The following is an 18,952-nucleotide window of genomic DNA, read 5'->3' as shown; positions in this document are numbered from 1 at the left end:
CGCTCAGGACGCGGGCGCGTTCGTCCGGCGCAGGGGGATCTCCCGGGTGAACACGGCGAGCACCAGGGCGCACAGGCTCAAGAGCAGCGCCCAGTCGAAGACGCGCGCCACGGCCCGGGCGAACGCGGCGCGCACGGCCCGCTCGCCCGCGTGGGTGGCCTCGAGCGCCTGGGCCTCCTCCCGCGCGAGGGCCGCCCCATCGGCGCCCGGCGCGTGCCGCAGGGCCTCGTAGCGGGCGCGCACCTCGGCGGTGGGCGTGGAGGCCCCGGGCCCTGGACTCCCGGGGGCGTCCTCCTGGGTGCCGCCCCCCCTGCGGATGCGCTCGGCGTCGAACCAGGCATCGAACCGGGCGTGCAGCCCCGGGGGCACCCGCTCGCGCACCCCGGGCAGCGTGGTGGTGAGCGAGTGGGTCAGCGACAGGGTGAGGATGAGGCCGAACACGGCGCTGCCCAGGGCCTGCCCGAGCTGCTGGAAGAACTGCCGGCCCGCCGTGGCGGTGCCCACCTGGTGCGGGGCCACCGCGTTCTGGATGGACAGGGTGAGCATGGGCTGGAGCGGGCCCATGCCGCAGCCGAACACGAAGGTGCCCACGCCGATGTGCCAGAGCGTGCTGTCCACCGTGAGCCGGCTGAGCAGGTACAGCCCGAGGCTCGTCAGCACGAGCCCGCCCAGGACGACGGGCTTGTAGTGCCCCGTGCGGCTCACCAGGCGCGCCGTCACCAGGGACGTGGGCACCACGGCGAGGGTCAGGGGAATCATCGCGAGGCCCGCCTCGCGCGCCGTGGCTCCCAGGCCGTTGACGGCGAAGATGGACAGGAAGAGCAGGGCGGCGAAGAACGCCGCGCCCGTGAACACCGACGTCAGGGAGATGAGCGAGAAGACGCGGTTGTGGAACAGGGTGAAGGGGATGATGGCGTGGGGGCTCTTTCGCTCCACGCGGATGAACAGCACCAGCCCCACGAGCGACACGCCGAGCATGCCGAGCACGGGCGCGGACAGCCACGCCGCGAGCGGCCGGTCTCCCCGGAGCGTGAGCAGGAGGGGCACCGTGGCCACCACGAGCAGGAAGGCGCCGAGCCAGTCCACCCGGGCGCGCACCCCGCTGTGCAGCCGCGGCATCTTGCTCACGATGAACGCCACCGCGAGCGCCCCGAGCGGCAGGTTGATGAAGAACACCCAGCGCCAGCCCACCGTGTCCGTGAGCGTGCCGCCCAGCAGCGGGCCGATGATGCTGGAGGCGGCGAACACCGTGCCGAAGATGCCCTGGTAGCGCGCGCGCTCGGCGGGCGCGAAGAGGTCCGCCGGGACGGCGAAGGCCGTGGAGGTGATGGCCGCCGCGCCCATGCCCTGGATGCCCCGGAAGACGACCAGCGCGAGCATGGAGCCCGCGAGGCCACACAGCACCGAGCCCACCAGGAAGATGGCGATGCCCACGAGGATGATGGTCCGCCGGCCCAGGCTGTCCGACAGCCGGCCGTAGATGGGCACGAGCGTGGTGCTGGCGAGCAGGTAGGACGTCGACGTCCAGGCGAACAGCTCCATGCCGTGCAGCTCGGACACGATGCGCGGCAGGGCCGTGGCGACGATCGTCTGATCCAACGCCGCGAGGAACAGCGCCATCATCACCCCCGCCAGGACGAGCGCCTTGGTGCGGGGCGTGAGGGTGCTCACGTAGTCGATGCGCGCGTCGGGCGGCGCCGGGGTGGCGGTGGCGGTCAGGGACATGGGCGGGCTCGTCAGGCGGCGGAGGCGAGCGCCGCGACGTCCACCCGGCCCGAGCGCGCGAGCTGCTCGAGGGCGCGCACGGCGACCTGCTCTTCCTTGAGGTGTTGGATGTCCGAGGCGACGCGGCGCGCGCGGGCCCGCAGGCCCTCGTCCGCGAGCAGGTCCTGGAGCGCGGCGCGGATGGCCTCGGGCGTGGCCTTGTCCAGCGGCAGGTAGCGCCCGAGGCCCGCGCGCTCCACCAGGGTGGCGTTGAGCGGCTGATCGCCGAACAGGGGGATGACCAGCATGGGCAGACCATGGAGCAGGGCGCGGCCCACCGTGCCCCAGCCGCCGTGGGTGATGAGCGCCCGGGCCTGGGGGAACACCGCGTCGTGCGGCACGTACTTCTCGATGCGGACGTGGCCGCCCAGCCCCTCGGGCACGTCCTGGGCCCCCGCGGCCGTGGCCAACACCGGCACGCTCAGGGGCGCCACGGCCTCCAGCACCCGGCGGAACAGGCCCTTGTCCCCGGGCGTCGTCGTGGTGCTGACGATCACCGTGCCGGGCACCACGCGCGGCGCCTCCTGGAGCGTCTTGGCGGAGACGTTGAAGGTGGTGGGCCCCACGAAGAGCTGGCGGTCGCGCAGCGCCAACCCCGAGGCGAGGCCGCGGTGCCCCATGACGATGTGCAGGTGCGGGGACACCATGCCCTGGATGAGCTCCGCCGTGCGGCCGGTGTAGGGCGGCAGGCCGAGCATGGCGCGCTGCGCGTTGAGGGGAATGAGCTGGCCGAGCAGCGTGTGCGCCACCCCGGGAAAACGGCGCACGTGCCGCAGGGGAGAGGCCTCGCTGAGCATCAGGGGGACACTGTCCTGGGTGAGCGTGGTGCCCATGTTGCCGGCGCTCGCGTGGGGAATGCCCGCGCGCTCCGCGGCCCAGGCCGCGCCCACCTCGAAGAAATCATAGACGACGCAGTCCACCCGCTCGCGCTTGAGCAGTGCCTCCAGCTCCTTGGCGAGCTGGACGTTGTTGGCCTGCACCACGCTGCGCATCTGCACGAACGTGAAGGGCGCCTTGGGCAGCCACGCGGGCAGGCGGACATGCGGGGCGAGCGCCGTGAAGTCCTGGAGGTCGAGCATGTGCTCGTAGGGCACGTGCTCCGCGCCCGCGGCCTTCGCGTCCGGAGTGGCGCTCGCGCGGGCCTTGAACAGCACCCGGTGGCCCCGCGAGGTGAGCTGCTGCGCGAGGTCCAACACCCGCAGGTAGTGGCCCGGCGCCGAGGAGCTGGTCAGCAGGAACGTCGCGGGCTTGGAAGACACTTCCGTCGTCGAGGTCATGCGTGTCCGTCCTGGAATCCGGCGGCGGCCACGTGTCACACGTGACCACCGCAACGGGTTGTTGCGATGGATATAGACGCCGCGTGTCATCATCGCAACTGGAAGTTGCGATGGACGCTGGGCGGGAGGGAGGCCATGTTGTGGGGCAGGGGCGCGGGATGTGCGTCCGGCAGGGGAGCGAGCGGACACGTGGCGGTCAGGCGGACGACGTCCAAGAAGAGCGCGCTCGTGCGGGGAGAGCCCGTGGTGCGCGGGGTGCTGGAGGCCACGCTCGAGGAGCTGGTGGCCAAGGGGTATGGGGCGCTGCGCGTCGAGGACGTGGCGGCGCGCGCCGGGGTCAACAAGACCACCATCTACCGGCGCTGGCCCACCAAGCCCGAGCTGGTGAAGGCGGCGCTGCGCGCGTCCACCCTCGAGCAGCTCGTGCTGCCGGACACCGGCTCGCTCCGGGGGGACTTGTTGGGGGTGGTGGGCCACATGGCCTCGGTGATGAAGTCCCCCGAGGGCCAGGCGCTGCGGCGCATCCTCATCGCCGAGGAGCAGGACCCGGAGTTCTTCGCCCTCGCGACCGTGATCCGCGAGGCCCTGGACGCCCGGCCCCAGCCCTTGTTCGATCACGCGCGGGCGCGCGGGGAGATCGGGCCGGAGGGCGTCGACGGCAAGGTGGTGATCAGCATGATCGCGGGCATCGTCCAGCACCGGCTCTTCGTGGAGCGCCGCGAGCCCGACGCCGCCTTCCTCGAGCGCGTGGTGGACCTGCTGCTCCACGGCCTCCTGGCGCCCGGCGGGCGCGGCCGCTGAGCGCCGGAGTCCGGGCGGTGTCGCGGCACGTCAAGGGCCGCTCCCACGGGTTGTGAACATCCGGACACGCGTGACGGGTGGTTTCTCTTATAGTGCGCTCCACCCGTCCCCCCCCTCTCTTGGAGTCGAGATGTCGAAGAGTGCCCGCCTGGCGTCCCAGGGGCTGAGTCATCTGGAAGTGCTCGCGCGCATGCGCGACATGCGCACCGAGGACGCCAACTGGAGGGAGGGCCGGACGTGGAGCCTCGTGTACAACGCGGGGGAGGACGTGCGCCGGGTGGCCGCCGAGGCCTACACGGAGTTCATGTCCGAGAATGGCCTGAGCCCCCTGGCCTTCCCGAGCCTGCGGCGCTTCGAGGCCGAGGTGCTCGCCATCGCGGCGGAGCTCTTCCACGGGGACACCGCCGCCGGGACGATGACGTCCGGGGGCACCGAGTCCATCCTCATGGCCGTCAAGACGGCGCGCGACTTCGCCCGGGCGGAGCGGGGCATCACCGAGCCGGAGCTGGTGCTGCCCGCCTCCGCGCACCCGGCCTTCCAGAAGGCCGCGCACTACTTCGGCCTCAAGCCGGTGAACGTGCCCGTGGCGGCGGACTTCCGCGCGGACGTGGCCGCCACGCGCGCCGCCATCGGCCCGCGCACGGCGCTCGTGGTGGGCTCGGCGCCGTCCTATCCGCACGGGGTGATGGATCCCATCCCCGAGCTGGCCGCCCTGGCCCAGGAGCGGGGCGTGCTCTTCCACGTGGATGCGTGTCTGGGCGGCTTCCTGCTGCCGTTCGCCCGGCGGCTGGGCCACGCGCTCGTGGACTTCGACTTCGCGGTGCCGGGCGTCACCAGCCTGTCCGCGGACCTGCACAAGTACGGCTACGCGGCCAAGGGCGCCTCGGTGGTGCTCTACCGCACGCCGGAATTGCGGCGGCACCAGTTCTTCACCTACGCCGGGTGGAGCGGGGGCCTGTACGTCTCGCCCTCCATGGCGGGCACGCGGCCGGGCGGCGCCATCGCCGCGGCGTGGGCGGTGCTCAAGTACCTGGGGGAGGAGGGCTACCTGCGGCTGGCGGGCCAGGTGCTCGACACGGCCCGGGCCCTGCGCGAGGGCATCGCCGCGGTGCCGGGCCTGCGGCTCATCGGTGAGCCCGGGCTGAGCATCTTCGCCTTCACCTCGGACACCCTGGACGTCTACGCGCTCGGGGACGTCATGGAGGCGCGGGGCTGGAAGCTGGACCGGCAGATGTCGCCCCCGGCGCTGCACCTGATGGTGACGCCCGCCCACGCCCAGGTGGTCAAGCCCTTCCTGGAGGACCTCGGCGCGTGCGCCGCGAGCCTCGCGCGCGGAGAGCCCGCGCCGGATGGCAGCGCCGCCCTGTACGGCATGCTGGGCTCCCTGCCCGACCGCAACGAGGCCGAGGGCTTCCTCCTGCAGTTCATGGATGGCCTGTACTCGGGCGAATGACGGCGGTGCTCCAAGTCCTGGCCCTGGTGGGCTTTCCTGGCCTCGTCCTGTTCGCCGCGCGCCACGTCCGGCCGCTCGCCTGGGTGGGGCCGGTGGTCGTCTGTTACGGCTTCGGCATCCTCCTGGGCAACCTGCCCGGGTGGAGCCCGGACGTGAAGCTGAGCCTGACGGTGAGCGAGGCCGCCGTGCCGCTCGCCATTCCGCTGCTGCTCTTCTCCACGGACGTGCCCCGGTGGAGCCGGCTGGCGCGGCCCACGCTGGTGTCCTTCGCGCTCGCGTGCGTGTCCGCCATGGTGGGCGCCGCGGGGGTGGGGTGGCTGCTCAAGGACGGCTCGGACGAGTGGTGGAAGATGTCCGGCATGCTGGTGGGCGTCTACACGGGCGGCACCGCCAACATGAACGCCGTGGGCCTGGCGCTGCGGGTGCGCGAGGAGACGCTCATCCTGCTCAACACGGCGGACATCGTCGTGGGGGCCGTGTACCTGCTCTTCCTCGTCACGGTGGCCCAGCGCGTGGCGCTCGTCTTCCTGCGGCCCTTTGCCAACCCCTCGGGCTGGGTGGACGGCGGCGAGGCCTCGGAGACGTCCGGGCCGCTGGGGCCGCGCGCGCGGGGCATGGCGCTGGCCCTGGGGCTGGCGGCCGGGCTCGTGGGCGTGTCCGTGGGGGCGTCGTGGCTCGCGCTGGGGGGGCTGGAGCCGCCGGTGGTGCTCCTGCTGCTCACCTCGCTGAGCCTCGCGGCCTCCTTCGTGCCCGCGGTGCGGCGGCTGCCGGGCAGCTACGCCCTGGGGGACTACGCGCTGCTCGTCTTTTGCGTGGCGGTGGGCACGCTCGCCGACGCCAGCCGCCTGCGGGACACGGGCGCGTTCGTCTTCCTCTTCTGCGCGGGCGTGGTGCTCGCCTCCGTGGTGCTGCACTTCGCCCTCGCGGCGCTCTTCCGCATCGACGCGGACACCGCGCTCATCACCTCCACCGCCACCATCTTCGGGCCGCCCTTCATCGGTCCGGTGGCCCGCGCGCTCGGCAACCGCGAGCTCGTGGTGTCGGGCCTCACCACCGGGCTCATGGGCTACGCGGTGGGCACCTACCTGGGATTGGCCGTGGCCTGGTGGCTGCGGCCCTGAACAACTCATCCTCTTCCGTGCATCTGGAGTCGTACATGCCACCGATTCAAAAGACGTGGGCGGGCGTGGTGTTGGCGCTGTGGGCGGCCTCGGCGGGCGCGCAGGACACCGCGCCGCCGGAGCCCGTGCCTCCTCGTGAAGTGGAAGTCCCGCCCGCCGTGGAGCGCTCGCCCGTGCGCACGGGCTGGCGCGTGCAGGGCCTGCCCCTGGTCAACTACAACAGCGACGAGGGCCTCGGGTATGGCGCCCGGCTGATGCTGGTGGACCGGGGCAACGGCACCGAGCGGCCCTACCGCATGGTGTTCGTGGCGCAGTTCTTCCAGACGACGCGCGGGGTGGCCAACCACCGCCTGTTCCTGGACGCGCCCCGCTTCCTGGAGTCGCGCTGGCGGCTGGCCGCCTCGGTGGGCATCATCAACGATCGCTTCTCGCCGTACTTCGGCCTGGGGCAGCGCGCCGGGTACACGGCCGCGTACGCCACCTGCGCGGACCGGAGCACGCTCTCCACCAACCCGGACGTGTGCCCGGACAACCCGGACTTCCGGGGGCTGCGCTACTACACCTACGATCAGCGCACCCTGCCGAGCATCATGCTCAACGGGCGCCGGCAGCTCGGGGACAGCCCCTGGCAGTTGGAAGTGGGCTACCGCTTCCGCCTGACCGACGTGCGCACGCGCTACGGCGCGGACGACCTGGGCCAGGCGCGCGAGTCCCTGCTGGAGGAGGACATCCGCGCCGGGCTCGTGGGCGGGCTGGGCGAGGAGCGCGCGGGGGGCCTGTTGCGCCTGCGCTCGGGTGAGGTGAACGCGGGGGTGATCCTCGACCTGCGGGACAACGAGCCGGCGCCCGTGCGCGGCATGTTCCACGAGTTCGCCCTGCGCGGCGCCGCGCCCGCCACGGGCAGCGCCTTCACCTACGGCGGCGCCTCGCTCAACCTGCGCTTCTACCACCCGCTCTTCACCGAGCGCCTGGTCGCGGCGCTGCGGCTGTTCGGCGACGTGGTGGCCGGGGACGTGCCCTTCACGCTCTTGAGCACCTTCACGGGCATCGAGTGGCGCGAGGGCTTTGGCGGCATCGGCGGCGTGTACTCCGCGCGCGGCATCCTCAAGAACCGCCTGCAGGGCAAGGCGAAGCTGCTGGGCAACGGGGAGCTGCGCTGGAAGTTCCTCTCCGTGGAGCCGGGCGGACAGCGGCTGGACTTCACGCTCATCTCCTTCTTCGACGCGGGGCGGGCCTGGACGGATCCGCGCTTCCGGGACGCGACCACCACGCTCTATGGCGCCGGGGGCGGGTTGCGCATCGCCTGGGAGGAGAACTTCGTCGTCCGGGCGGACTACGGCGTGAGCCCCCGGGATGGCACCACGGGCTTCTACCTCGACTTCAACCACATGTTCTGAGGGGTCCCGAACGACGAAGGGCCCGGCCTCCCCTGGGGGAAGCCGGGCCCTTCGTCGTTTCAGCGCCGCGCGGACCTCAGGGCGAGGGCGCGGGGACTCCGTGAGAATCCGCGTCCGAGCCGGAGTCGTTGGAGCCGGAGCTGGCCGGGGCCTCGGCCTCGCCCCGGAGCTTGAGCATCAGCACGTACAGGCCGGGGATGAAGAGGAAGTTCACCACCGTGGACACGAGCATGCCGCCGAACACCGTGGTGCCCAGGGAGTTGCGCGACGCGGCGCCCGCGCCCGTGGCCGTCATGAGCGGCACCACGCCCAGGAGGAACGCGATGGACGTCATCAGGATGGGCCGCAGACGCACCGCGGCGGCCTCCACCACCGCCTCCGCCGCGCTCTTGCCCGCGGCGCGCAGCTGCTCGGCGAACTCCACGATGAGGATGGCGTTCTTGCTGGCCAGGCCCACGAGCATCACCAGCCCCACCTGACAGAACACGTCGTTGGCGAAGCCGCGCGCGAGCTGCAGGCCGATGGCGCCCATGATGGCCAGCGGCACCGACAGGATGATGACGAAGGGCAGGGTGAAGCTCTCGTACTGCGCCGCGAGCACGAGGAACACGAAGAGCAGGCCCAGGCCGAAGATGATGACCGTCTGACCGCCGCTCTCCTTCTGCTCGAGGCTCAGGCCCGTCCACTCCGCGCTCATGCCCGGGGGCAGCCGCTCGGCGGCGAGCTGCTCCATGGCGGCGAGCGCCTGACCCGAGGACACGCCGGGCGCGCCCTGGCCGTTGATCTCCGCGGAGCGGAACAGGTTGTAGTGCCGGATGACCTGGGCGGAGACGATGGGGTTCACCTTCACCAGGGACTCCAGGGGGATCATCGCCCCGGCGTCGCTGCGCACGTAGAACGAGCCGATGTCCTGCGGGCTGTCGCGGAAGCGCTGCTCGGCCTGCATGTACACGCGGTAGGTGCGGTTGGCGTAGTTGAAGTCGTTGACGTACTGGCTGCCCATGTAGATCTGCATGGTGCCGAAGATCTGCTCGATGGGGACGCCGAGCGCCTTGGCCTTCTGCCGGTCCACCTCCACGTCCAGGAGCGGCGTGTCGGCGTTGAACGAGGTGAACACGCCGCGCAGCTGGCCGTCCTCGTTGCCCGCGGCCACCAGCTCGGCGGTGGAGGTGGCCAGCTCGTCGAGCGAGCGCGTGCCCGCGTTGTCCTCGACGATGAACTGGAAGCCACCGACGCTGCCCACGCCGCGGATGGCCGGGGGCTGGAAGGGCAGCACGCGCGCGGTGCCGATGGCGCCGAACGGGCCGCGCAGCCGCTCCACCAGCGCCGCCACCGAGTGCTCCTTGCCCACGCGCTTCTCCCAGGGGGTGAGCGGCACGAAGATGGTGGAGTAGTTGGAGCCGTTGCCCGACATGGAGAAGCCGCCGATGGCGAACATGGTCAGCACCTCGGGCTGGGCCAGGAGGATCTTCTCCACGTCGGCCATCACCTTCTCCGTCTGGGTGAGCGCCATGCCCTCGGGGCCCTGGATGGAGACGATGATGTAGCCCTGGTCCTCGTCGGGGATGAAGCCCGTGGGCGCCGCGCGCAGGAGCATCACCGTGCCCGCGATGCACAAGAGGAAGGCGCCGAGGATGACGAGCGGGTAGCGCAGGATGCCGCGCAGTCCGCGGCTGTAGGTGTCGCGCGTCCAGTCGAGCCCGCGGTCCATCATCCGGAAGAACACCCACTTCTCGCCGTGGTGGTGCTTGAGCAGGCGGGCGCTCAGGGCGGGGGTGAGGGTGAGGGCGCAGAAGGTGGACAGGGCCACGGACGCGGCGATGGTGAGCGCGAACTGGCGGTAGATGGCGCCGGTGGTGCCGGGGAACAGGGCCACGGGGACGAACACCGCCACCAGCACGATGGAGATGGCCACCACGGCGCCCGCCACTTCCTTCATGCCCTCGCTCGCCGCCTTCATGGGGGACAGGCCCCGCTCGGCCATCAAGCGCTCGATGTTCTCGATGACCACGATGGCGTCATCCACCACGAGGCCCGTGGCGAGCGTGAGGCCAAAGAGGGTGAGCGTGTTGATGGAGAAGCCCATCAGGTACACGAAGGAGAAGGTGCCGATGAGCGACACCGGCAGGGTGATGGCGGTGATGAGCACGCTGCGCCAGCCGTGCAGGAACAGGAAGATGACGAGGATGACGAGCGCGATGGCCTCCACGAGCGTGTGCATCACCTCGTTGATGGAGGCGCGCACCGCGAGCGTGGTGTCCGTGCCCGTCTTGTACTCGAGGCCCGGGGGGAACTGCTGCGCGAGCCGCTCCAGCTCCCGGTAGACGCCGTCGCGCACGTCCAGCGCGTTGGCGGTGGGCAACTGGAACACGCCCATGCCCACGCCGGGCCGGCCGCCAAAGCGCAAGAGCGTGCTGTAGCTCTCCGCGCCCAGCTCCACGCGGCCCACGTCCTTGACCCGCACCACCTTGCCGTCCGCGGCGGTGCGCTGCAGCACCACCTCGCCGAACTCGTCGGGCTCCAGGAGCCGACCCCGGGCACGCACCGCCATCTGGTAGGGCTGATCCGTGTCGCTCGGGGGCTGGCCCACCTGGCCCGCGGCCACCTGGAGGTTCTGCTCCTGGAGCGCGCGCGTGACGTCCTGGGGGGTGAGGCCGCGGCTGGCCAGCGCCGTGGGGTCCAACCACAGGCGCATGGAGAACTTGCGCTCGCCGAAGATGCGCACGTCGCCCACGCCCCGCACGCGCTTGATGGCGTCCTTGAGGTTCACGTCCGCGTAGTTGGTGAGGAACTGGGTGTCGTAGCGGTTGTCCGGACTGGACAGGCCGATGGTCAGCAGCATCTGGCTGGAGGCCTTGTTGACCACGATGCCCGTCTGGTTCACCTGCGAGGGCAGGCGCGCGGCGGCGCGGCTCACGCGGTTCTGCACGTCCACGGCCGCGACCTCGATGTCGCGCGTGGGCTCGAAGGTGACGGTGATCTGACTGGTGCCGTCGTTGCCGCTCGTGGAGGTGATGTAGCGCATGCCCTCCACGCCGTTGATCTCCTGCTCCAACGGGATGGTGACGGCCTGCTCCACCACCTCGGCGCTCGCGCCCACGTAGGTGCTGGTGACGGTCACCTGGGGGGGCGCCAGGTCCGGGTACTGGGAGATGGGCAGGGTGGGAATGGCCACCGCTCCGGCCAGCGTGAGCAGGATGGAGCAGACGGCGGCGAAGACGGGCCTGCGGATGAAGAAATCGACGAACACGGAGGTGACGCCCTCATTCTCTCGGCGGTGCTCTCGGCCCCCCGCGCTCATCGCGGGGGGACCGGGCTCACGCGGTTGCTTGGACTAGCGGCTGCCCCCGGCGATGCCGCCCTGGGCCTGGACATTCTTCTTGTCGGCCTGCATGGACTCGGGCTGGGAGGCCGCGGCCTGCTTCACCTTCACCACCGCGCCATCGCGCAGCGATTGCAGCGAGCTGACCGCCACGCGATCTCCCACCTGGAGGCCGTTCTCCACCACGTACGACGTGGCGCCCAGCGGGCCGAGCCGCACGGGTCGACGCTCCACCACCGTCTTGCCCTCCTTGTCCGCCACCACCAGGGCGAAGGGCTGGCCGCTCTGGCGCACCACCGCGAGCACCGGCAGCTGCAGGGCCTCGCGCGTGGAGTAGATGAGGCGCGCGCGCACCAGCTCGCTCGGGCGCAGGCCCGCGGTGTTGCGGAACGCGGCCTTGACCTCCACGAGCTGCGTGCGCGGGTCGGCCAGCGGGGCCACGAAGAAGACGGGGCTGGTGAGCAAGAGCTTGCCCTGGGCGTCGAGGATCTCCAGGGGCGTGTCCAGGCGCAGGGACCGGGCGCGCTCGGAGGGGATGGCCACGCTCACCTCCAGCACGTCCGCCTGGGCGATGCTGGTGAGCGGGGTGGTGGCGCCCACGAAGTCCCCCAGGCGCACGAGCACGTCACCCACGGTGCCCGCGAACGGGGCGCGCACCGTGAGGAACTGCAACTGCACCGAGCGCTGCGTCTCCTGGGCCGCCGCGGCGCGCGTGCTGGCGTCCAGCGCGTCCACCTGGGCGCGCGCCTGATCCAGCTCCTGGGCGCTCGCGAGGCCCTCCTTGTAGAGCGACTCGATGCGCGCGCGGGTGCGGCGCGACTGCTCCAGGTTCACCTCGGCCGAGGTGCGCTGGGCCCGGGCGCTGTCGAGCGCGGCGCTCGCCTCGCGCGAGTCCACGTCCAAGAGCGGCGCGCCCTGCTCCACCTTCTGGCCGGGCTTCACGTGGATGCGGCGCACGTAGCCGGCCACCTGGGGCAGCACGGTGATGCTCTGCCGCGACATGAGCGTGCCCAGGTACTCGCCGGTGTCGCGCACCTCGCCGGGCGTCAGCTGCACCACGTCGATTTCACGGGGGGGCGGGGCGGCCTTGGCCGCCGGTTTGCTCCCACAGGCCGAGGCGCCCGCCAACAACGCCGCGCCCCAGACTCCCATCATCATCGCCTTCAGGGGGCGTCCCTTGTTCACCAGTCGCACCGCGCCTCCGTCAAGAATGCATCCAGGCGTGCCTGGACGAGCTCGAATTCACGCAACACCAGGGACAGCTCCGCCTGCCGCAGGGCGGCCCCGCTCTGGACCAGCTCCAGACTGCTGCCACGGCCCACCTCGTAGGCCCGGCGGGTGAGCTGATCCGTCTTCGCCGCCAGCTCCCGCGACTCCGCGGACGTCTTCACCAGGGACTCGGCCACGCCCACGTTGCGCTGGGCGCGCGTCACCTCTACCTGCACGTTGCGCCGCGTATTCTCCAGGGATTCGGCCGCCTGCCGCTCCAGGCCCGTCCGCTCGCGCACCAGGCCTCCCCGGGCGCCGCCCTCCCACAGGGGCAAGGTCAGCACCGCGGCCAGGCTCCAGGTGGCCAGCTGCGCCGGCGCCGGATCCGAGGTGGTGTAGCCGGAGAGGTTGCTCGCGAGGCCCAGCGTGGGCAGGTAGCCCGCGGTGGCCTGCTGGCGGCTGTCGCGCGTGGCGGTGAGGTTCTTGCGCGCCGACTCCACGTCCGCGCGCGCCTCCGGGCCGTCGAGGGGCGCGCACGCCTGCCGCGTCTCGTCCACCAGCCCCTGGAGCTGGAACGCGGGCTCCACGCCCACCTGCTCGGGCAGGCCCACCGCGAGCCCGAGGGCCTCGCGCGTGCGGCGCAACTGCTCGTCTCCGGCGATCAGCGCCTGGCGCGCGACCTCCACGTCCTGGCGCGCGCGCACCACGTCCAGTTGCGTGCCCGAGCCCAGCTCGAACGCGCGCTGGGTGAGCGCCGCGCGCTCCAGGGCCCGGAGCAGGCCCACGCGGTTGATCTCCGCGGAGCGCTCGGCGGCCACGGTGGCCACGAGCGTGCGCGCGAGCCCCAGGGTGAGTCGGCGCTGGATGTCCGAGAGGTTCGCCCGGGCGCTGTCGGTCGCCGCCGACGCGGAGGACAGGCCCCGCCAGGCGCCCACGTCCACCAGTGACTGGGTGAGCGACGCCGTGCCGCTGAGCAGCGGCACCGTGGGGATGGGCTGGCCCGCCTGGGGGATGATGGGCGCGCCCGTGAGCCCCACGGCGAGGTTCGGGTGGAGCAGATCCTCCGTCACGCCCATGGACAGGCGCGCGTTGGGCAACAGGAGCGACAGCGACTGGCGCCAGCGGCCCTGGGCCCGCTCCACGTTGGCCTCCGCGGTGCGCAGATCCGTGGAGCGCTCGCGCACCAGCCGCAGCGCCTCCTGCCACGAGGCCACCTGCCGCGCGGCCGACGGGGCCGGGGCCAGCATCGGATCGTTCACCTGCGCCTGGAAGGGCGGGGGCGCGGCGGTGGGCTCTTGAGCCAGGGCCGGGACCGCCGTGAGCGACATCAGGAACAGCGCCAAGCGCGAGGACATACCAGTTGGAACACCCAGGACGACGAGGGGGGTGGGCCCCGGTTCGGGACCCCCGACCGCACCCATGTGCGGTCCGTGGTTGACAACTATTGTCGACCACAAGCATTGTATAGGTCAAATGACCCTGGCTGAGCAAGTGGGTTCGCTGCGCCGCGCCATCCACCGGGTAATCAACCGCCGGTTGAGTGGGCGCACGCGTCGGCCCTTCCAACACCTGATCGCGATGAAGTGCATCGCCCACGGCGAGGTACGCAGTCAGGTGGACCTGGCGGATCGCCTGGGCATCGACGCCCCGGCGGTGAGCCGACTCGTGGACCGCCTGGTGGAGGATGGGCTGGTGACCCGGCAGGCGGGCGAGAATCGCCGCTGCGTGAAGCTTCAGACCACCGAGAGTGTGGGGCCGGAGCTGGAGCTGTTGGGCGAGGCGGCGCGCGCGGTGGACGAGGAGGTGTCGCGGCACTTGACCGAGGCGGAGCTGCACGAGCTCAGACGCCTCTTGGACAAGGCCCTGGGGGCACTGACGCAGGGCCCCTCCGCGCAGGAGCGGCCCCTGGACGAGGCGGGCTAGTCGGGCCGGACCTGGGTGGTGGCGCCGGGGAGCTGGAGCGCCTCGAAGGTGCCCTGCGGCGCCGCGGCCGTCACCCGCAGCAGCACGTCACACGGCTAGGTGGAGGGCACCCCAGAATCGCGAGAACGCGTCCCAGATGGGCAGTCGCAGGCGCTCATGATTACCTGAGACGGAAGAACTTGATGTTCGAGGCATCCAGAGCCCGATCGCCGCCTCCACACTTCTCTAATCCCTGCTCTCCGCCTGCTCGTCCCGCGCCTCGAGAGCAAAACTCATTGGTATCCCAAAAGATACCTTTCTCCCGCGTGACCTTGGTCACGATCTCCATGTGCTTGGCGTTCCCAAAATCCCACGAGGCGATATCTCCTCGGGCCGACTGGCGCTGTTCGATCTGCTCACAGCGAGGAACGACTCCCCCGGTGTAGAACTCCTTGGCGCCGTAATACTTTCCTCCGTCGCGCATGCGCGACTTACCTGCCAAGTAGATCACGTCACCGACGAAGACGTTACAGAGATAGTCGCCGCCTGTGCCCGATGATTGGAAGATCGCATAGCGATCGGCGGGCCAACCATCGTAGGCGCGCTTCAATGTCGGCCAATGTCTCTCGCTTAAGCTGTTGTCAGGGATGCCCGCGAGATCCGCGATGACCTTGGCTTTCTTGTCGCCCACGTTGAGCAGCGCCTTGAAGGCCTTCCAGGATTCTATTTTGCTCGGCCGCTCCTTTGCGCCAGTCAAGCCTCGATTTGGTGAGAAAAACCAGCCCCGCGTTCCGCTTTGGAAAAGCTCGTAGGACTGCATCGTTTTTTGGTCTTTTCCAAGAAGCTCTGCCTTTTCCGCAACGATGGGATGGGCACTCGGAGGGGGCGGTGGCGGCATGGCTCCTCAGCAGACAAGATGCTGTCGTTGTTGATCTACGTCGGACGTGTCCATTGAGGTGGACAGTCTGACTCTCAAGTAAATCAATGAAGCAGCCCATCAGGTAGCTGCTTGGGCGCGCGTACCGTGAGTACGGTATCGGGAGTACTGTAGGGCTGTCAACTTGGACTTTGCCTGTGAGGAGGCGCGTGAATATGGCGAGTGGAGTGTCCACGAAGTTTTGGGCATAGTCGCGGGGAATGAATTGCTCTGATGGATGAGAAGGCGTCCCGCACGACACATCCACCTCAGCCCGGAAGAGGCCTCTTACCTGAATGCATCGGTGCGAGACGGACATACCGAGTCGCCCGCGGGCGTTTTCTTCCCCTGCGCATCGGCGTTGTGTGGCTGGCGTGCTGCGAGTCGGCTGGAGTCGGGCTACACATGACCCACTGGCTCACTTATGACCCGGCTCGTGTCGCGCAACCGCGAGGCATCGTCCCATCTCGACTTCCTCGTCCACCTCGAAGTGAGCTGGCCCGAGTACAATTACCTCTACGCCCAACCATCCACCTGCTCCTGGTGTCGAACCGCGATGCACGAATGGGTGGCGCGGACCCTCTCCTGACTACTGACTATGTCCGAAAACTTCGTGGACATTCCATGCGCACGGACTGCGGGGTGTTCTGTGATGAGGTGTTGGCGACTCATGATTCTCGCTCACTTGGTTGCGTCGGGCGGTTCCATCGCCATGACTTCGACGGTAGTCGACTCGGAGTTCGAGAAAACACCTATAATCGAGCCGTTGCCCGAGGGGGTCAATCAAGGTGAAGAAGACCCCTGGGAGGCAGGATACGGCGAGTTGCCACGGCAGGGGTCGGAATGGACCGAAGGAGATTTGACTGTCTCTGTCGCCACGGGAGTACTTCGCCCCGCGCGCGGCTATCTGCCGCTGGATATCATCATAAACAATCAAGGGACTGTCCCGCGCGCCTTGCACATTGGGTTCACTCCCGCGGGGATGTCCGTGGAGTCTGTTGTTAGAAACGTGGGGGTAGCGCCGGGACAGCGCGTGAGCGCCTGGATTTATGTCCCGGTATCCATGCGCTACGGAACGGTCCGGTTGACGGGCGCGGGTACCAGCTTTCAGCCGTTCGACTTCAGCGCGCTGGATGCCCGAGGCGAAGCCGTGTTGGTACTGGGATCAGAGACGCTCCTACTGACAGGAACAAACCTGCCTCGAATGGACCAACGGCCAAGGATCTCAGCGCGTTTTGTGCCGCCAGGAGATGCGCCGCAAGAACTGACCGCGTATGTGGGGCATGCGGCGACCGTCGTCGCGGGAGCGACTGATGAGTTGTCCGTGCAAGCCTGGAATGCACTCGAGGCCTATGCCGCGACAGGTGGTCGGTTGATTCTCACCCTCCCTCCCGCGGATATAGACAAGCGCCTGCCGCTGCTCACGGACACCGGTCCCGGCGTCCACCGCTATGGCTTCGGGCATGTGCGCCTGTGTCATCATCCGGACGAGTGTGGCCAGGGACTGCTCTGGGATGTGCATTCCATTGGGTTGGGTTTGCATCTATGGCCTGTCGCCGCTGTTGGACCGCCGATGGATTGGGAAAGTGGAAACCATGTATTGGCCAATGGAGAACAGCCTCTACTGAACAGCGACCGGCCATCGCCAACAGCCAGGCTTCTTGTCTTGACTGTTCTCCTCGTTCTCTTGATGCTGATTGGCTGGGTTTGTCTTGCCCAGTACAAGAAATCCGTGGTGCGCATTTCCATTCCATTGTTGTTGGTGCTGTCCACCATGGTCTGGAGTTTGTCTAGGGAGGGGTTTTCCTCCCGATCCTCTCGCTACAGCCTCGTGTTCCTGGACCGGGAGCGGAGTCGTGCAGTGACGATTGGCGTCTTCGGTTACGAGATTGGCCTGAGGTCGAAGACCGTGCGGATTCCCGCATTCGGTGCTCTTCTTGGTCCCGATGTGAACGAACTCCAACAACCCATCACAGCGGATTGGACGGATGGTTTGGTGGACTTGCCGAGGGTTTTTCCTGGGCGGACCTATCAGGAGTGGGGAGACGTCGCGGTGGTGCCAACACGTTCTCGTCTGGTGGTTGATCGCGAGGGCAAGGGAATACGGGTCCACAATGGATTGGGCGCACCGATCATGGAGGGTTTCGTCCGGTTCGACGACAAGGTGTGGGCTCTTCCACCCCTCGCCGATGGAGAGTCAGCGGCCGTCGTACAAACTCCAACCTCGACCGAACGCCATACGTTCGAGAGTTTCGCGCGCTTCCCCGTGACGGTTCACCGTCGTTTCTCGGGTATTGCCTGGCAGGAGTTCAACCAGCCGCTCGCCGATGGGCAGTTTTTCGCGAAGCTGGGTGGCGCGGGCTTCGGCCCGACGGAGCAAATGCATACGGTCTTGCAGGAAGGTATTCACTTCATGCAAGGTCGGCTCGACGCACCGTCACCGTCGCGTTTCCCTGATTGACGTGAGGCTCGGTGTAGAGCTTGCGGTCACTAACAGACCCGAGGTCAGTCGGGCCGGACCTGGGTGGTGGCGCCGGCGAGCTGGAGCACCTCGAAGGTGCCCTGCGGCGCCGCGGCCGTCACCCGCAGCAGCACGTCACCGGCCGGGTGCAGCGACACCTCGAAGCGCATGGCCTGGCCGTTGCGCGTGGCGGTGCCGGTGATGGCCGGGGGCGTCTCCGGCGCGGGCCCCTCCGGCTCGGCCTCCTGGAAGTCCGGGAAGCGCGTGCGCAGGTCCCTCAGGGCGGCCTCGCGGGCCTCGTTCGCGTCGAGGACCTCCTCGGGCGCGCTGCGCAGGGCCACCAGCAGGTGACCGTTGCGCTCGGGGTGGGACAGCCACACGTCCGCGGGCGCGTCCAGGGCACCCGGGCTGTCCGGCTTGTGGCGGAACCACCCGTCCGAGGGCACCCGCAGGCTGTAGGCCCGCTTGGTGCCGACGATGGAGTCCTCGTGGGTGAGCTCGCGGCCCTGCAGGTCCGGCCGCAGCGCGATGCGCGCCCGCTCGTCCAGGGACTGGGTGGCGTCGAGCTTCACGAAGCCGATGACCTCCACCAGGCTGGCGAGCATCACCGCGGTGAGGCCCGCGCCGGCCAGGGTGACCGAGGGCTTGCCCCAGATGAGCACCATCACGCCGCAGGAGAAGGCGAACGTCACCAGGGTGAAGAGGAACTGGCCCTGGTGGAGGCTGATGCCGCCGAACAGGAACATGCCCACGATGAGGCGCACGAGCGCCAGGGTGCGCAGGTTCGTCTTGCCCTGCAGGAAGCCGATGCCCAGCAGCGCGTCCACGCCCACGCCCACGAGCGTGCCCGCCAGTTGCACCGCCCGGAGCGGTCCGTCCGAGGACTGCGAGGGCAGGAAGAGGAACTCGAAGACGTGGAACACGGCGTTGAGCAGCAGGATCGCGCCCCCGAGCCCCAGGGTGGGCGGCCCCTCGGCCTTCGCGGGCGTCGGCGCCTCGAGCGCGTGCGCCCGCTCCAGGGCGGACGCGGCGGGTGTCAGATCCGGGATGTATTCCACGGAGCGGACAAACTCTCCCCCCGGGTGCGGAGCCACGGCGGCGGCGGCGGGCGCCGCGACGGCGGCACGCACCGGGGCGACCCGTGGAGTGGCCGCCGGCGTGGCCGTGCGGGGCGTGGTGGCCGAGGTGCGGCCACAGCGGGGACACAGGCTCTGCGCCCGGGGCCGGTGCTTGAGTCCGCAATGGGGGCAGATGGTCCAGGCAGCGTCCACGGTATCCCTTCCTGGTCGACCACGGCGCCCCGGGTGCGCTTTCCCGGGAGCTGAACCC

Annotated in this window: 13 protein-coding genes; 6 read left to right on the top strand and 7 right to left on the bottom strand. The window is 69.7% G+C overall.

Annotation, left to right across the window (positions count from 1 at the left end; translation table 11 throughout):
• Positions 1–3: 3 nt before the first annotated feature.
• Positions 4–1,725 (bottom strand): MDR family MFS transporter, encoded by a 1,722-nt coding sequence (locus tag I3V78_RS26485; protein WP_204491254.1) that lies wholly within the window; start codon positions 1,723–1,725, stop codon positions 4–6.
• 11 nt (positions 1,726–1,736) lie between these two features.
• Positions 1,737–3,041 carry a glycosyltransferase gene (locus I3V78_RS26480; protein WP_204491252.1) on the bottom strand — a complete coding sequence of 435 codons (1,305 nt, stop codon included), beginning with the start codon at positions 3,039–3,041 and terminating at the stop codon, positions 1,737–1,739.
• 189 nt (positions 3,042–3,230) lie between these two features.
• On the opposite strand from I3V78_RS26480, the gene I3V78_RS26475 reads away from it, so the two are divergent.
• From I3V78_RS26475 to omp85, 4 genes are all read left to right on the top strand, one after another.
• Positions 3,231–3,842 (top strand): TetR/AcrR family transcriptional regulator, encoded by a 612-nt coding sequence (locus I3V78_RS26475; protein WP_338023755.1) that lies wholly within the window; start codon positions 3,231–3,233, stop codon positions 3,840–3,842.
• A 130-nt stretch (positions 3,843–3,972) separates the two neighbouring features.
• On the top strand, positions 3,973–5,295 hold the full coding sequence (locus I3V78_RS26470; protein ID WP_204491249.1) for a pyridoxal phosphate-dependent decarboxylase family protein: 1,323 nt from the start codon (positions 3,973–3,975) through the stop codon (positions 5,293–5,295).
• The gene (locus I3V78_RS26465; protein WP_204491247.1) at positions 5,292–6,416 is read left to right on the top strand and encodes a DUF819 family protein; all 1,125 of its coding nucleotides are present in this window, start codon (positions 5,292–5,294) and stop codon (positions 6,414–6,416) included. The genes I3V78_RS26470 and I3V78_RS26465 overlap by 4 nt, the downstream gene beginning before the upstream one ends.
• 35 nt (positions 6,417–6,451) lie before the next feature.
• Positions 6,452–7,813 carry an Omp85 family outer membrane protein gene (gene omp85 / locus I3V78_RS26460; RefSeq protein ID WP_204491245.1) on the top strand — a complete coding sequence of 454 codons (1,362 nt, stop codon included), beginning with the start codon at positions 6,452–6,454 and terminating at the stop codon, positions 7,811–7,813.
• Positions 7,814–7,889: 76 nt separating this feature from the next.
• Here omp85 and I3V78_RS26455 read toward each other — a convergent pair whose 3' ends face one another.
• The 3 genes from I3V78_RS26455 to I3V78_RS26445 all read right to left on the bottom strand — a co-directional run bounded on the left by I3V78_RS26455 (position 7,890) and on the right by I3V78_RS26445 (position 13,699).
• Entirely contained in the window at positions 7,890–11,063 is a 3,174-nt protein-coding gene (locus tag I3V78_RS26455) for a multidrug efflux RND transporter permease subunit (protein ID WP_204491243.1), read from the bottom strand.
• Between the two features lie 84 nt (positions 11,064–11,147).
• Positions 11,148–12,329 (bottom strand): efflux RND transporter periplasmic adaptor subunit, encoded by a 1,182-nt coding sequence (locus tag I3V78_RS26450; protein ID WP_204491241.1) that lies wholly within the window; start codon positions 12,327–12,329, stop codon positions 11,148–11,150.
• A complete protein-coding gene (locus I3V78_RS26445; RefSeq protein WP_204491239.1) occupies positions 12,317–13,699 on the bottom strand; it encodes a TolC family protein in 1,383 nt (460 codons plus the stop codon). Before I3V78_RS26445 ends, I3V78_RS26450 begins: the two co-directional genes overlap by 13 nt.
• Positions 13,700–13,817: 118 nt before the next feature.
• Here I3V78_RS26445 and I3V78_RS26440 point away from each other — a divergent pair, with 118 nt between their 5' ends.
• Positions 13,818–14,267, top strand: coding sequence for a MarR family winged helix-turn-helix transcriptional regulator (locus tag I3V78_RS26440; protein ID WP_204491237.1), 450 nt, complete (start codon positions 13,818–13,820; stop codon positions 14,265–14,267).
• A 160-nt stretch (positions 14,268–14,427) separates the two neighbouring features.
• On the opposite strand, the gene I3V78_RS26435 is transcribed toward I3V78_RS26440, so the two are convergent.
• On the bottom strand, positions 14,428–15,066 hold the full coding sequence (locus I3V78_RS26435) for a hypothetical protein (protein WP_204491235.1): 639 nt from the start codon (positions 15,064–15,066) through the stop codon (positions 14,428–14,430).
• 766 nt (positions 15,067–15,832) lie between these two features.
• Here I3V78_RS26435 and I3V78_RS26430 point away from each other — a divergent pair.
• Positions 15,833–17,623 (top strand): hypothetical protein, encoded by a 1,791-nt coding sequence (locus I3V78_RS26430; RefSeq protein WP_204491232.1) that lies wholly within the window; start codon positions 15,833–15,835, stop codon positions 17,621–17,623.
• Between the two features lie 44 nt (positions 17,624–17,667).
• On the opposite strand, the gene I3V78_RS26425 is transcribed toward I3V78_RS26430, so the two are convergent.
• Complete coding sequence (locus tag I3V78_RS26425; protein ID WP_204491229.1) at positions 17,668–18,894, bottom strand: hypothetical protein; 1,227 nt, start codon at positions 18,892–18,894, stop codon at positions 17,668–17,670.
• Positions 18,895–18,952: the final 58 nt, after the last annotated feature.

This window comes from Archangium primigenium (assembly GCF_016904885.1).
GTDB classification, from domain to species: Bacteria; Myxococcota; Myxococcia; order Myxococcales; family Myxococcaceae; genus Cystobacter; species Cystobacter primigenius.
Note: the sequence above shows the minus strand (reverse complement) of the source record. Positions and strands in the feature narration are given on the sequence as shown.

Coding starts and splice junctions, on each gene's coding strand:
- I3V78_RS26445 (WP_204491239.1), bottom strand. CDS start 13,699: ATGTCCTCGCGCTTGGCGCTGTTCCTGATGTCGCTCACGGCGGTCCCG.
- I3V78_RS26485 (WP_204491254.1), bottom strand. CDS start 1,725: ATGTCCCTGACCGCCACCGCCACCCCGGCGCCGCCCGACGCGCGCATC.
- I3V78_RS26430 (WP_204491232.1), top strand. CDS start 15,833: ATGATTCTCGCTCACTTGGTTGCGTCGGGCGGTTCCATCGCCATGACT.
- I3V78_RS26465 (WP_204491247.1), top strand. CDS start 5,292: ATGACGGCGGTGCTCCAAGTCCTGGCCCTGGTGGGCTTTCCTGGCCTC.
- I3V78_RS26440 (WP_204491237.1), top strand. CDS start 13,818: ATGACCCTGGCTGAGCAAGTGGGTTCGCTGCGCCGCGCCATCCACCGG.
- omp85 (WP_204491245.1), top strand. CDS start 6,452: ATGCCACCGATTCAAAAGACGTGGGCGGGCGTGGTGTTGGCGCTGTGG.
- I3V78_RS26435 (WP_204491235.1), bottom strand. CDS start 15,066: ATGCAGTCCTACGAGCTTTTCCAAAGCGGAACGCGGGGCTGGTTTTTC.
- I3V78_RS26480 (WP_204491252.1), bottom strand. CDS start 3,041: ATGACCTCGACGACGGAAGTGTCTTCCAAGCCCGCGACGTTCCTGCTG.
- I3V78_RS26470 (WP_204491249.1), top strand. CDS start 3,973: ATGTCGAAGAGTGCCCGCCTGGCGTCCCAGGGGCTGAGTCATCTGGAA.